Raw genomic sequence first — 13,938 nt, 5'->3', positions numbered from 1 at the left:
TCGATGAGTTCCTCCACCAGTACGCCATCGTGGCAGCCAAGCGAACTTGAGCTGTCGCGCCAGAACGTGCGGCGGCGCGCCACCGGCCGTTCGGTACTCATCGCCATCGTGAGTACGATCGCGTTCGCTGTAATTGTCGGAGCGCTCATCGTGAACACGCCCGGCTGGGAGAGCGTCAAAGCGTCGTTCTTCAACCTCGAGGTCGGGGCGGCCAGTATTCCGTCGATCCTCGTGGGGCTATGGCTCAACATTCAGGTTCTGTTTATCTCGGCGATCGGCGTTGCCCTCTTCGGCACCCTGCTTGCCGTGACGCGGTCGTTGCGCGGGGCGGTCTTCTTTCCGCTTCGCGCAGCGGCAACGATCTACACCGACCTCTTTCGCGGGATGCCGCTGCTGATCGTTCTCTATCTGGTCGGTTTCGGGTTACCTGCCCTCGATATTTTCCCGCGCATGCCCGCCATGTTCTGGGGCACGATTGCCCTCATCCTGACCTACTCGGCCTACGTCGCAGAGGTACTGCGAGCGGGTATGGAAGCGGTGCATCCTTCGCAGCGCATGGCCGCCCGATCGCTGGGTCTCAGTCACGCCAAGACCCTGCGCATCGTCGTCATCCCACAGGGCGTTCGCAAGGTCGTTCCCGCCCTCATGAATGACTTCGTCTCCATGCAAAAAGACGTGGGTCTCATCTCAATTTTGGGTGCAGTGGATGCTGTGCGAGCTGCCCAAATTCAGGTCGCCCAGGTCTACAACTTCACCCCGTACGTGATTGCGGCCCTGCTCTTTGTTGCCATGAGTTGGCCCATGATTCGGCTCACTGATTGGCTGACTGCACGACTCGCCAAGCGCGAGCAGATCGGAGGTGTCGTATGACCGTTCTCGACGTGCGCGGAGTGCGCAAACAGTTTGGTGACCAGGAGGTCTTGCGCGGGGTCGACCTCTCGATCAACAAGCACGAGGTCGTCGTTCTCATCGGAGCCTCGGGCTCGGGAAAATCGACGCTGCTGCGAACGATCAACCTCATCGAGCGTGTGGATGACGGCCAGATTCTGCTCAACGGTGATGACATCACCGACCCGGGCATGAACGCAGACTCAGCGCGCAGCCGCATCGGCGTGGTCTTTCAACACTTCAACCTCTTTCCGCACTTGCGCGTGATTGACAACATCACGCTGGCCGCGCGCGAGGTGCACGGAATGTCAAAGGCGGATGCCACGGAGCGAGCGATGACACTGCTCGTCTCTCTGGGCCTCGGCGACAAGGCGCGGGATTACCCCGATCGCCTTTCCGGCGGTCAACAGCAGCGTGTGGCCATCATCCGTGCGGTGCTGACTGACCCTGAGTTGCTGCTTCTCGACGAGATCACTAGCGCTTTGGACCCTCAGCTCGTCGGCGAGGTTCTCGACCTCGTACGGCGACTGAAGACCGACGGTTCGACGATTCTCATGGCGACCCACGAGATGTCATTCGCGCGCGAAGTCGCCGACCGTATCGTGTTCATGCAGGGCGGCCGCATCGTCGAGCAGGGAACCCCGGCACAGATCTTCGACTCGCCTCACGAGCCTGAGACTCAGCAGTTTCTCTCGCGCGTTCGCCACTAAGTGCGAGCATCGCCCGAACTCCCGCACTCCCGCACGACCACAGGCCTAGGAGTCGGCGAACACTGCCTACGAGAAGTCGGCGTCGGGCGCGCTTCCGTAGCTGAACTCGATCTTGGGGCGCCATCCGCTGTTGAGAACGCCACCGCTCTCTTCGAGGTAGCAGGCTCCGCACAGTGACTGGTATCCGACATCCACACCATCGATAGCGACCTGGTCGCCGTCGAAGATGAACTGGTCGCCGACGGTGCGCGCGTTGAATACCGCTTTACGGCCACACCGACAGATGGTCTTGAGCTCTTCGAGCGAGTGCGCGATTTCGAGCAAGCGACGACTTCCCGGGAATGCCACTGTCTGAAAATCGGTACGGATGCCGTAGGCCAGCACCGGAACCTTCTCGACGATAGCGATCCGCAGTAAGTCATCGACCTGCGCCTCGGTAAAGAACTGCGCTTCATCCACGAGCAAGCAGCTCACCGGCAGGCCAGTTGCCTCGAAGACCTTCGCCCGCTCGCGCGCGAAGACGTCGTAGACCTCGTCGGTCGGCGAGATAGTGAAATCTACTTGGCGAGTGACGCCCAAACGCGAGACGATCGCGCTGTCGCCCTTGGTATCGATGTGCGGCTTGGCGAGCAATACCTGCTGGCCACGCTCTTCATAGTTGTAGGCCGCCTGCAGCAACGCGGTGCTCTTGCCACTGTTCATTGCTCCGTAGCGAAAATACAGTTTGCTCATCAGCGTAGAAATCCATCCTCAGCGGCCCGACGAATCAGGTCAGCCTTTTTGCTAGCCGGCCGATTGGCCTTTGCGTACTTTTCCCGCACGCGCCGCAGGTACGTTTTTGCGGTCTCGTACTGAACGTTCATGCGCTCGGCGACCTGCGGGGTGCTTAGTCCAGAAGCGTACAGGGTGAGAGCATCCGCTTCACCGGCACTCAGCTTAGGTTTGGACTGATCGGCCGAGCCCGAGGGCAGCGGACGCCAGTCGTGTTGCTGCGCGCCCTCGGCTTCGACGCCCATGATCTGACGAGCGGAATCCATCACTTCATGCATGGGAAGCGACTTGGAGAGGAAGGTCGCAGCACCCGCGGCGAGCGCCCGATCCCGCGCTTCGCGGCTGTCGAGGCTAGAGAGCACGATGACTTTGGCTCCTGCTGCACGGCAGGTACGCACGCGCGCTTCGATCGAGACCGGCTCTTTGAGCTGAAAGTCGAGGAACACCAGTTCGGTCGGAAACTTGTCGCTGTGCACAAGCTCGAGCCAGGTGCTGGCGGTGAGCACGACATCGAAGTCCGGTGCGTTGTTGGTGATCCAGCTATTGAGGCTGTCGAGCAGCACTTCGTGGTCATCCAAGATTGCTAGTCGGATCGGCGGACGATCTCCGAGACGAGCGCTGAGTTGATTCTCAGGGGGTGTCATACGTGAACCTAACAGTGAGAGAGGGTGAGCGATAGGAGATGCGCAGTCCAGTAAAAACTACGCGAAGAACAGCGAGATAGGGTGCCAGCGACGAACGCCATGACAATTCGTTGGAGCCGACGCTGCCACTCACGGTGATGAGAGCGCCCGTGGGAGTCTTTTCAATTCGCAGCCGCACACTCTCGGCGACCAAGTCGGTGCCCGAGGCAACAGCGAGCACGGCTGCTCTGAGCGCGGTGCGTTGGTGCGGTGTCATCGCGGTCGCGAGGCGATGTGGGTCCTGCACGCGGCGCCCATCGTCAAGCGCGCCAAACGACATTGCCACAACGGATTCGAGCCAACTGCGATTGACTTCGCTCACCATGAGACCGCGAATGGAATCAGAGTATTGAGCGGCGCGAGCGCGGTCCTCTGGGGTAACAATTCTGCGTTGCGCCAGTTCTGTGAACAGCGGAACGACGTCGCGGTTGAGGATGGTCACGCGGTCCTGCTGCACCGACCGAGCAACGCTGTCGTGCTCGCGGTCTAGCTGCCGACGGGCAGCACGACGCGCCCTAGCTTCCCATCGCTTGTGAGTGCTCGCTAAAGAACGCGCGAATGCAGCTCCGCCCAGCGACATCGTGAGTACCGGGGTCATCGTATACAACACGACGATCATGGGCGGCGCGGCGAAATCCGCCACTGACGACTGCACCAGGCCGATGAAGCCCGTGAAAATCGACGCGACAATGCCCAGTGTCACCAACTCAGCGATGGGGCGATACGGCGCGAGAGCCATACACGCGACACCGATGGTTATCGGGCCCCACACGTCGGACAACGATTCGCCGCCGCTGCCGACGGAGGCAGAACTGAGGGCGAACGCCACGATGAGCATGCCGATGATGAGGGCATGCATGCCGCCGCCGAGTGGAGGCCGGATAGCACTCGTACTCGCAATATAGAACGCCGCAGAGATCGCGATGAAAAATAGGGCGGCGTTGGCCAGAAAGGGGTACTCAATCTCTGCCGCTCGGCTCCACGTGATCGCGATGCCGAATGCAAGAGAGCCGACGACAGCGACGATACCGGCCGGGCGGCCATCGAGGGTACCCAGCGGGTCCAGTTGTTGAACGGTGGAGGTATCGACAATCGCCTTCATTCGACTCCCCCTCCCGCGAGTGCCGGTTGGCTTTCCGACGTGGGCACTCTGATCATCACGGAAGTGCCGAACCCCGGGGTCGACCACACTTGAACGGTTCCGGAGACAAGCTCGATGCGACGGCGAACGGACTGCCGGAGTCCCAGGCGGTCTTCCCCGGTCTCTGCCTCATGGAAGCCTTTACCGCTGTCGACCACGAGCACGCTCACCTCGTCGGGAGATCCAAAGACAGCGACCTCTGCTTGCATCGTGCCTGAGTGTTTGATCACGTTGAGGAGGCATTGCTTCACTGCCGGGCCGAGCGCCGCCGAACCGCGAGCGTCCAACCGTGACAGGGCCGCGAGGTCCCCTGTCACTTCCACGGCGAGTTCGAGAGCGCGAGCTTCGCTGACGGCGGTGTAAAGCGGGCTGCCCTGCCAATCGAAGCGAGCATCGTCGGGCTCGTCGGATGCCGCGGACGACAGCCACTCTTCGCCGATCAGTACTTCAAGATCCCTTTTAATCTCTCGCTGCAGTTTTTCGTTCATCGCACCGTAAGGCGCGTTGGCGATCGCGGCGAGGTGGCTGAGCACCGTGTCATGCATGACCGCGGCGGAGGTGGCTTCGATTCCGTAGCGAAGGCTTGCGAATTCGTCGTCCCGTGCCGCTCGATGTAAATGTGATTGCACTCGCCGAACGCCTCGTTGGCTCGAGCGAAGAATGAACATAACGGCAAGCACCGCCGCAAAAACGATGTAAGCCGCCGGGTTTAATGGGACCTCGCCGGTCAGGTGCCAGGCCGCCAACGCGAAAGCGCCCTGCGACGCGATAAGCCCGAGCGTGATCCAGAGCAAGCTCCACCCCACAGTGCTGGCAGCTCCGCCCACCAGCATCAGACCGATGGTCGGCAAGTTGAGGAGGTACTCGCTAATGGGCCCCAGCGGGCTGAGCTCCGAGACCACGATCAGCGTGAACCAATAGATCGCCGGAGCACCGATGACCAGATGAGCGACGGTGAAGTAGGGGGTACGAAAGCGGTTGACGAGGCTCACTGTCACGAGCATGGGAACAAGGGCGAGCGCTGCCGGCCAAATATTCAGGCTCATGTCGCTGGCTTGCAAACTCAGTACCGCGAGCAATGCGATGCTGAAACACACAAAGGCGATCGTATTGATCGTTCGCGCGAGCGCTCGGCTCACACTCTCTTTTCGCAGGTGAGCAGGCAGGCCGATAGACATGCATGCTCCCGTTCGCCGTGTCGCCGTTGCAGTCGCAACTGCTCCAGTATGACACCGCGCGGGGTACATCGTGTACCCCGCACTTGGGGTACATCTTGCGCGAAATCGGGCTAAACGGGGTACAAATAGCTCGATGTGCCCAGATTAGGGGTTGATGTGCAGAGTGTTCGCGGTGCGCTCTAGCGTTGCCTGAGCAAGCGCGGGCGAATCGGAAAGCTGCTGCCCGAAGGTCGGAATCATCTTCGCGATCTTGGGACGCCAGTCATCCATGCGGTCAGGGAAGCACTTCTCGACAAGACCGAGCATGATCGGCACAGCGGTCGACGCTCCGGGCGATGCCCCGAGAAGACCCGCGATCGTTCCGTCAGCCGACGACACTACCTCGGTACCGAACTGCAAGACACCGATCTTCTTCGGGTCTTTCTTCATGACCTGCACGCGCTGTCCAGCGGTGATGCTGTACCAGTCTTCTGGCTTCGCATTCGGCACGAACTGCTTGAGTTCTTCGAACTTGGTCTCGGGGCTCGCCATGAGCTGGCTCACCAGATATTTGACGAGAGAAAGGTTGCTGATGCCGGCGGCAACCATCGGCAGCAAGTTGTGCCAGCGGATGGAAGCGAACAGGTCGAGAACAGAACCAGTCTTCAAGAACTTGGGGCTGAATCCCGCATACGGCCCGAACATGAGACTGCCGGTGCCGTCAACGACGCGCAGGTCGAGGTGCGGAACAGACATGGGAGGAGAGCCAACGGCCGCTTTGCCATACACCTTGGCGCTATGAGCCGCGACGATCTCGGGATTGTCGGTGCGCAAGAACTCGCCACTAACGGGGAAGCCGCCGAAGCCGCGAATCTCTTTGATTCCCGACTTCTGCAGCAGGTTGAGCGCGTAGCCACCAGCGCCCACAAAGACGAAGCGTGCATTGATCGTGTCGACCGGAGTGCCGCCGATGTCGTGGCGAAGCTTGAGATCCCACGAACCATCACGCTGGCGCTTGAGATTCTTGACCACGATGCCCGTGTTCAGCTCTGTACCGGACTCCACGAGGTTGTCGATGAGATAGTTCGAGAGAGCGCCGAAATCAACGTCTGTTCCGGAGGGAATGTGGGTGGCTGCGACCGGCTCTGACTTGCGGCGGCCCGGCATCATGAGCGGCGCCCAGCCGTGAATGACGGCGGGGTCTTCGCTGTACTCCATACCCGCAAACAACGGGTGGTCCTTGAGCGCATCGAAACGCTTGCGCAAGTACTCGACGTTGGTTTCGCCCCACACGAAGCTCATGTGTGGTGTGGCGTTGATGAACGAGCTTGGCTCGGGCAGGGCGCCCTCGTCGACCAGATATGACCAGAACTGGCGCGATACCTGGAACTGCTCATTGACCTTCACCGCGCTCGAAATCTCGATAGAGCCATCGCTCTTTTGCGGGGTGTAGTTCAGCTCGCACAGCGCGGAATGTCCGGTACCAGCGTTGTTCCACGGGTTCGAGCTCTCTTGGGCCAGATCGCCCAAGCGCTCGAAAATCTGGATCTCCCAGTCAGGCTGCAACTGCTTCAACAGCATTCCGAGGGTGGCACTCATGATTCCGCCGCCGATAAGCGCGACGTCGACGGTTTTTTTCACAACTCCACTTTAGCCTTCTGTTAGAGCCCCAAGGTGCGAAGAGCCTGATCCATCTGGGTCGCCATCGCGGCATAGCCATCATCATTGGGGTGCAGTCCGTCGCTCGCCATCCACTCGGGATGCCCTTCGATCCAGCGCGAGGCGCCGGCGATGTAGTCAGTACCCTGATCGGCGGCCGCTTCTTCGACCCACGAAATGATGGTGTCAACCGAATCCGGGCGTTCATCCGTGTACCAGAAAGGTTCGACGACGATGAAGCGCGCCTCCGGTAACTCCGTGGTCAGGCGGTCGAGATCGTCCGTGATCTGGGCCTGAATGTCACGTGCTCGCGAGCCGAAACTGAAGTTGTCGTTGAGGCCCATAGTCACGAAGACGATGTCGGGGTCGTCCGCAATGATTAGGCTCGGCAGGTCGCCATCGCCGACAGTGCTTCGGTTGTTCACGAAACCCAGACCATTCACGCTGGGGTTGAACTCACTCCAGTCGCGCTGTTCACTCACCACGGTTGACCACCGCTTCTCCGATGCCGAGGCTCCCGTGCCGAGCGTGTACGAGTCGCCGTAGAAAGCGACGCGCACGGCGCTCGGGTCACGCTCTTCCACCGGCTCGGTTGCGGTGCACGCGGCAAGGCCAAAGGATGCGGCCACGACAACGGTGGCCGCGATGGTACGAGCTACAGAATCGAACTTCATACCAAGAGTTCGGCGCGGGCAACGATAACGATGGGCGTGCCCAGCGACTCGCAGCAGCGTCGGGCGTTAGAAGCCGATAATGCGCAGCTCGCGCGTCATCCGCGCCGCAATGGCAGCATGACCGGCATCGTTCGGGTGCAGGTCGTCAAGCGCCATCCACTCCGGATGCAAATCTAACCAGTGCGAAGCACCCGCAATGTATTCAGCGTCGACAGCAACCGCGGCGTCATGCACCCACGAAATGATGATCTCGACCGATTCAGGCCGTTCGCTCTTGTACCAAAAGGGTTCGACCACGATCAATCGAGCGTTGGGTAGCCCGATCGAGAGCCGCTGAAAGTCACTCAGAATCTGCCCCGGCAGTTCGTCTGCAAACTCGTCGTAGGTGAAATTATCGTTCAGCCCCAGAGTGACAAGCACAACGTCGGGATCAGCCGCAAGAATGATGCTGGGCACGTCGCCGGTGCTGAAGAGCTCGCGTTTTCTCATGAACCCCAAGCCACTCACGCTCGGGTTGACCTCTTCCCACCCGAGCTTCTGGCTCACGAGCGTCGACCAGCGCAGGGCCTCCTCTGAGGCTCCGACGCCCTTGGTGTACGAGTCTCCGTAGAAGGCCACACGCAACGGTTCTGGTTCGGCTACGAACGCCGTTACCGCCGTGGTTTCCTCCGGCACCGCAGCGCACGACGACAGACCTAACGCGACAGCTGCCGTGACAGCGAGCGCTAGAGCGCGAAGTGCGAATCCGGATCTCATAAGGATTGTTCGGGGCAAACGAAGAGAGGGATTGCTCCCGCTAGACCGAGACCTTTGCGATGACGTTCGCTGCGACCAGTTCCGCGATTTGCACCGCGTTGAGCGCGGCACCCTTGCGCAGGTTGTCGTTACTGATGAACAGAGCAAGGCCGCGACCGTTCGGCACGCCTTCGTCGGTGCGGATGCGACCGACGAAGCTGGGATCGGCACCGGCGGCTTCGAGAGGCGTCGGGATGTCGCTGAGGCTCACGCCCGGAGCATCCGCCAGCAGTTCCATGGCACGCTCGGGGCTCAGGGGCTTGCTGAATTCCGCGTTGATCGACAGCGAGTGACCGGTGAACACCGGGACGCGAACGCACGTGCCGCTCACCAGAAGGTTCGGCAGTTCGAGAATCTTGCGGCTCTCGTTGCGCAGCTTCTTCTCTTCGTCCGTCTCGTTGAGACCGTCGTCGACAATGCTGCCGGCAAGGGGAACCACGTTGAAGGCTATGTTCTTGGGAAACTTGTTCGGCGCGGGCATCGTGACAGCAGCACCGTCTTCGACGAGCCCCATCGTGTTTTGGGCAACAGCAGCCGCAGCCTGCTCGAGTAGCTCTTCGCCACCGGCGAGGCCAGCGCCCGATACCGCCTGGTAGGTGCTGACGATCAGACGCTCAAGGCCTGCTTCGGCATGCAACACCTTCAACACGGGCATGGCCGCCATCGTGGTGCAGTTTGGGTTCGCGATGATGCCCTTCACGGCCTGGTCAATCGCGTGCGGATTGACCTCGCTGACCACCAAGGGAACCTCGGGGTCCATGCGCCAGCCCGAGGAGTTGTCGATGACCGTGACACCGGCAGCAGCGAAGCGCGGTGCCTGAGCGAGCGACGTAGTTGCACCAGCAGAGAAGATCGCCACATCGAGCCCGGTGGGGTCTGCAATGGCGGCGTCTTCAACGGTGATCTGCTCGCCCTTGAACGGCAGAGTAGTTCCAGCGCTGCGCGATGACGCGAAGTAGCGAATCTCCGCTACCGGAAAATCACGCTCTTCGAGCAGACGGCGCACAACAGCACCGACCTGACCCGTTGCACCAACAACACCAATACGGATGCCTGCATTACCCATGAAAACCTCTACCTACAGTCTGTGTTCGGCAACACTAGCGCCGAACAACCCAATCTACGACAAGCGATGACCTCGCGGCCGACCGGGAATTAGCGCCCCGTGCCCGCGTGAACGACAGCTTCTTCGTCGCCATCGAGCCCGAACGCGGTGTGAACCACGCGAACAGCCTCAGCAACGGTGTCGGCGCGCGTCACCACAGAGATACGAATCTCACTCGTCGAGATCATTTCCATGTTGATACCGGCCTCGAAGAGCGCCGTGAAGAGGCGAGCGGAAACTCCCGCGTTGGTACGCATACCGCCACCAACAACCGACAGCTTGCCGATCTGGTCGTCGTGCTGCAGCGACTCAAAGCCAACTTCTTCTTGACGGAAGGTCAGCGCGCGCAACACGTCTTCGGCATCCGACTTCTTCAGAGTGAAGGAGATGTCGGTGCGACCCGTGGATGCCAGCGAAACGTTCTGAACGATCATGTCGATGTTGGCATTGGCTGACGCCACGATCGTGAAGATCTGCGCAGCCTTACCGGGAACGTCAGGAACTCCCACCACCGTGATCTTCGCTTCGCTCAGATCGGAGGCAACACCTGTGATGATTGCTTCTTCCACGCTCTCTCCATCCTTCGGATTGACCACTAACGTGCCCGTGTTGTTGTTGAACGACGACCGCACATGAATTGTGACGCCGTGACGGCGCGCATATTCGACAGCACGCACGTCGAGAACTTTGGCGCCCGCCGCAGCAAGCTCGAGCATCTCTTCGCTCGTGACGACATCGACTTTGCCGGCAGACTTCACGATGCGGGGATCCGCCGTGAAGATTCCGTCAACGTCGGTGTAGATCTCGCAGGTTTCAGCGCCGAGGGCGGCGGCAAGCGCTACGGCCGTGGTGTCTGAACCGCCGCGCCCGAGGGTCGTGATGTCCCCGGTGCCGCGGTTGAACCCTTGGAAGCCGGCGACGATCGCGATAGCGCCATCATCAAGGGCCTCCCGGACGCGGCGGGGTGAAACCTCCACGATGCGAGCGGCGCCGTGCTGGGCATCCGTGACCATTCCAGCCTGGCTGCCGGTGTAGCTGCGGGCATCGACGCCCAAACTTTTGATCGACATCGCCAGAAGCGCCATCGAAATTCGTTCACCGGCAGTGAGCAGCATGTCGAGCTCGCGGCCGCTCGGCACCGGTACAACCTGCGCGGCGAGGTCGAAGAGCTCGTCGGTGGTGTCGCCCATGGCAGAGACCACTACTACGACGTCGTTTCCCGCTTTGCGGGTCTCGACGATTCGCTTGGCGACGCGCTTGATACTCTCAGCGTCGGCAACGGACGAGCCACCGAACTTCTGAACGATGAGGCTCATTGTTCTCCTGAAGCTTGCGTTTGCGGGCAATTGCTGCCCGAAGTGCGAGTCTAACGGTGCACGCACACCCGTCGAAGTTCGTTACGGGAGTGCTAGTTGTCGATCGTTCGACGACCCTCAAATGCACGACCCAGAGTTACCTCATCGGCGTATTCCAGATCTCCACCAACCGGGAGACCGGAGGCGAGGCGCGAGATTCGAAGGTTCGGTTGAACGAGAAGCCGCGTGAGGTAGGTCGCGGTTGCTTCACCTTCGAGATTGGGGTCGGTCGCGATGATGACTTCTGTGACGACACCGTCAGCCAACCGGCCCAGCAGTTGTTTGATGCGCAACTGGTCAGGACCGATTCCGTCGATAGGGCTGATGGCCCCACCCAGTACATGATACAGGCCACGGAATTCACGAGTGCGCTCGACCGCGACGACATCCTTCGCTTCCTCAACGACACAGATTGTCGCTGGCGAACGGCGAGGATCCCGACAGATCGAGCACGTCTCTTGCTCAGTAACGTTGCCGCAGATGGCACAGAAGTGCACCTTGTCGCGGATGTCGTTGAGCAGCTCTGCCAGGCGGCGCACGTCAAAGCTCTCGGTCTGCAGAATGTGGAAGGCGATACGCTGCGCCGATTTTGGCCCGATGCCGGGGAGCCGACCGAGTTCGTCGATCAGTTCTTGCACAATTCCGTCGTACACGGGTTACTCGTCTCTCGGCTGCGGAACCACGCGGGGCTCCACTTGCTGTTCTTCAATAAAAGTGGCGTTGAGCAATTCGCGCACCACTGCCTCGCCATAGCGCGAACGGTCCATGCGTGCCGCGGTTGCCGACATCGCGACCCGTGCTTGCGACTCGGGCGGTGCTGGCGGTGCTGCTGCGGCTGCCGCTGCTAGGCGATCGACTGCGGGGCCGTCGCCCTTCTGCTGAGCGCGCTGTGCCTGCTGCCTGACTGTTTCTTGGGCTGCTGCGGCACCACGCGGCGCTGAAGGGTCGGTCTCGGGTTCAGGCTCTGATTCCGGAATCGCGGCTACGGCCCATCCCCCGGGTTCACGATCTTCGGCCGGTGCAGGCTCCTCGGGCTCGGGGCCCTCGTCAACAGCGGGAGCCTCCGGCTGGGGCGCGCGCGACGGAGCCGAAGGCTGGGCGGGCGCCGTTGCCTGCGAGCGCGATTCCTGGCTCGGTGCTGCTGGAGCAGCAGCGGTGGCCGCGGGCGGGCTGGCGGGAGGAGCGGATGGTGCTCCCTCAACCTTGGCAATGAACGCCGGCTCGAATCCGAGCACGTGCACAAATGCCTTTTTGAGGTAGTCGCCGACGCCTTCGCCAGGCACGCTGCGCTGCTTCAGGGCTTCGACATCCCGCTCACTCGGGAACGACAGCACCAGAATTTTGTCGTCGCGCAGCTCGAGCGGCTTGGCCGTGAAGACGACCATCCACGCGGTGCGTTTGAGCTCCTGAACAACTTCAAGAATCTCGGGCCACGCGTCTCTCACCTGCTGGATCGAGATCGGGGTCGTGCGCGGTGCGGCTGGTGCCCGCAGGCCTGAGCCGGCGGCAGTAGCAGCCGGTGCAGGTTCGGCGGCAGGCGCAGCGGCCGGCGCCGCAACCGCGTCGCGGTCACTGGCCGGAGCCGGCTCGGCGGCGGAAGCGGAAGACGGCGCTGCTGCCGGAGCCGGAGTCGCCGCACGCGCTGCAGGCGCGACAGCAGCACGCGGAGCGGGAGGTGTCGTTGAGGCGGCGGAAGCTGATCCGTCGCCGTCGATACCGATGCGACGCTCCAAACGCTCGACGCGAGCGAGAGCACCGCGTTGAGTGTCATCGCTGGCAGGCACCATGATGCGAGCCACCATCAGCTCGAGGTGCAGTCGCGGTGAGGTCGCGCCGGTCATTTCAGACAGAGCGGCGTTGATAATGTCCGCAGCTCGTGAGAGTTCCGCAGCGCCCAGAGTGTGCGCCTGCTGCCCCATACGTTCGAGCTGGTCTTGCGGGATGCCGCGAAGCACTTCTGCCGCGCTACCGGCGGTGGCGGCCACAACGATGAGGTCGCGCATCCGCTCAAGCAAGTCTTCGACAAAGCGCCGAGGGTCTTGACCCGTCTGCACAACCCGGTCGACCGACGAGAACGCGGCACCGGCGTTACCGGAGCCGAGAGCGTCAATGACTTCATCGAGTAGTTCTGCGTGCGTGTAGCCGAGCAAAGCAACGGCGCGCTCATAGATGACGGTCTGAGTTTCGGAGCCGGCAATGAGCTGGTCGAGTAGCGACAGGGTGTCACGCACTGATCCGCCACCGGCGCGCACGACAAGCGGCAGCACTCCGGGCTCGACCGTAACGCTTTCGCTCTCACACAGCTGCTGAACGTAATCCAGCATCTGAGCAGGCGGCACGAGGCGGAAGGGGTAGTGATGAGTGCGCGAACGAATCGTGCCAATCACCTTGTCTGGCTCGGTAGTGGCGAAGATGAACTTCACGTGCTCCGGCGGCTCTTCAACGATCTTGAGCATCGCGTTGAAGCCCTGAGGCGTCACCATGTGCGCTTCGTCGAGAATGAAGATCTTGAAACGGTCGCGGGCCGGTGCAAACACAGCACGCTCACGCAGGTCACGGGCATCCTCAACACCGTTGTGGCTTGCCGCGTCAATCTCGACGACGTCGAGCGAACCGCCACCATCACGCGACAGTTCGACACACGAGGCGCACACGCCGCAAGGAGTGTCGGTCGGGCCCTCGGCACAGTTAAGGCAGCGAGCAAGAATGCGAGCGGATGTGGTCTTGCCACACCCACGCGGACCGCTAAAGAGATAGGCGTGATTGACGCGATCGGTGCGCAACGCTGTGCGCAGCGGATCGGTCACTTGAGACTGGCCGATGAGTTCAGCAAAAGTCTCGGGCCGGTATCGGCGATATAGGGCAGCAACCACGATCCCTAGCGTAGTCGTGCCCGCTGACGATCCCAACGCGCTCGGATCACCAAGGCATCGCTCGAACAGACGTGCAGGATTCCCCTGGGGGGGGATGGAGAATCCTGCACGCGCTTCGTTCTCGAGG

At 61.4% G+C, this 13,938-nt stretch carries 13 protein-coding genes; 2 read left to right on the top strand and 11 right to left on the bottom strand.

Annotated features, from left to right (window positions below; genetic code table 11):
• Window positions 1–3 precede the first annotated feature (3 nt).
• Together I6E58_RS10795 and I6E58_RS10790 are read left to right on the top strand one after the other, a co-directional pair.
• The gene (locus tag I6E58_RS10795) at window positions 4–870 is read left to right on the top strand and encodes an amino acid ABC transporter permease (RefSeq protein WP_197133459.1); all 867 of its coding nucleotides are present in this window, start codon (window positions 4–6) and stop codon (window positions 868–870) included.
• Window positions 867–1,598 carry an amino acid ABC transporter ATP-binding protein gene (locus I6E58_RS10790; RefSeq protein ID WP_197133457.1) on the top strand — a complete coding sequence of 244 codons (732 nt, stop codon included), beginning with the start codon at window positions 867–869 and terminating at the stop codon, window positions 1,596–1,598. The genes I6E58_RS10795 and I6E58_RS10790 overlap by 4 nt, the downstream gene beginning before the upstream one ends.
• Before the next feature lie 66 nt (window positions 1,599–1,664).
• Here I6E58_RS10790 and I6E58_RS10785 read toward each other — a convergent pair whose 3' ends face one another.
• The 11 genes from I6E58_RS10785 to I6E58_RS10735 form a co-directional block, all read right to left on the bottom strand.
• Window positions 1,665–2,330, bottom strand: a complete 666-nt coding sequence (locus I6E58_RS10785; protein ID WP_129073085.1) for a thymidine kinase — start codon at window positions 2,328–2,330, stop codon at window positions 1,665–1,667.
• Entirely contained in the window at window positions 2,330–3,013 is a 684-nt protein-coding gene (locus I6E58_RS10780; protein WP_129073084.1) for a response regulator, read from the bottom strand. The genes I6E58_RS10785 and I6E58_RS10780 overlap by 1 nt, the downstream gene beginning before the upstream one ends.
• Complete coding sequence (locus I6E58_RS10775; protein ID WP_197133455.1) at window positions 3,000–4,154, bottom strand: hypothetical protein; 1,155 nt, start codon at window positions 4,152–4,154, stop codon at window positions 3,000–3,002. Before I6E58_RS10775 ends, I6E58_RS10780 begins: the two co-directional genes overlap by 14 nt.
• Complete coding sequence (locus tag I6E58_RS10770) at window positions 4,151–5,371, bottom strand: sensor histidine kinase (protein ID WP_197133453.1); 1,221 nt, start codon at window positions 5,369–5,371, stop codon at window positions 4,151–4,153. Before I6E58_RS10770 ends, I6E58_RS10775 begins: the two co-directional genes overlap by 4 nt.
• 144 nt (window positions 5,372–5,515) lie before the next feature.
• Window positions 5,516–6,991, bottom strand: coding sequence for a malate:quinone oxidoreductase (locus tag I6E58_RS10765; protein WP_197133450.1), 1,476 nt, complete (start codon window positions 6,989–6,991; stop codon window positions 5,516–5,518).
• 20 nt (window positions 6,992–7,011) lie between these two features.
• Window positions 7,012–7,683, bottom strand: a complete 672-nt coding sequence (locus I6E58_RS10760) for an SGNH/GDSL hydrolase family protein (RefSeq protein ID WP_197133448.1) — start codon at window positions 7,681–7,683, stop codon at window positions 7,012–7,014.
• Window positions 7,684–7,749: 66 nt separating this feature from the next.
• Window positions 7,750–8,439 (bottom strand): SGNH/GDSL hydrolase family protein, encoded by a 690-nt coding sequence (locus I6E58_RS10755; RefSeq protein WP_197133445.1) that lies wholly within the window; start codon window positions 8,437–8,439, stop codon window positions 7,750–7,752.
• A 40-nt stretch (window positions 8,440–8,479) separates the two neighbouring features.
• On the bottom strand, window positions 8,480–9,544 hold the full coding sequence (locus tag I6E58_RS10750) for an aspartate-semialdehyde dehydrogenase (protein ID WP_197133442.1): 1,065 nt from the start codon (window positions 9,542–9,544) through the stop codon (window positions 8,480–8,482).
• A gap of 89 nt (window positions 9,545–9,633) precedes the next feature.
• Window positions 9,634–10,899, bottom strand: coding sequence for an aspartate kinase (locus I6E58_RS10745; RefSeq protein ID WP_129073077.1), 1,266 nt, complete (start codon window positions 10,897–10,899; stop codon window positions 9,634–9,636).
• Window positions 10,900–10,991: 92 nt separating this feature from the next.
• The gene (gene recR / locus I6E58_RS10740; RefSeq protein ID WP_197133439.1) at window positions 10,992–11,591 is read right to left on the bottom strand and encodes a recombination mediator RecR; all 600 of its coding nucleotides are present in this window, start codon (window positions 11,589–11,591) and stop codon (window positions 10,992–10,994) included.
• A 3-nt stretch (window positions 11,592–11,594) separates the two neighbouring features.
• Window positions 11,595–13,811 carry a DNA polymerase III subunit gamma and tau gene (locus I6E58_RS10735; RefSeq protein WP_197133436.1) on the bottom strand — a complete coding sequence of 739 codons (2,217 nt, stop codon included), beginning with the start codon at window positions 13,809–13,811 and terminating at the stop codon, window positions 11,595–11,597.
• Between the last annotated feature and the right edge of the window lie 127 nt (window positions 13,812–13,938).

The sequence above is a fragment of the Salinibacterium sp. SWN1162 genome, assembly GCF_015864675.1.
Taxonomy (GTDB): Bacteria; Actinomycetota; Actinomycetes; order Actinomycetales; family Microbacteriaceae; genus Rhodoglobus.
Note: the sequence above shows the minus strand (reverse complement) of the source record. Positions and strands in the feature narration are given on the sequence as shown.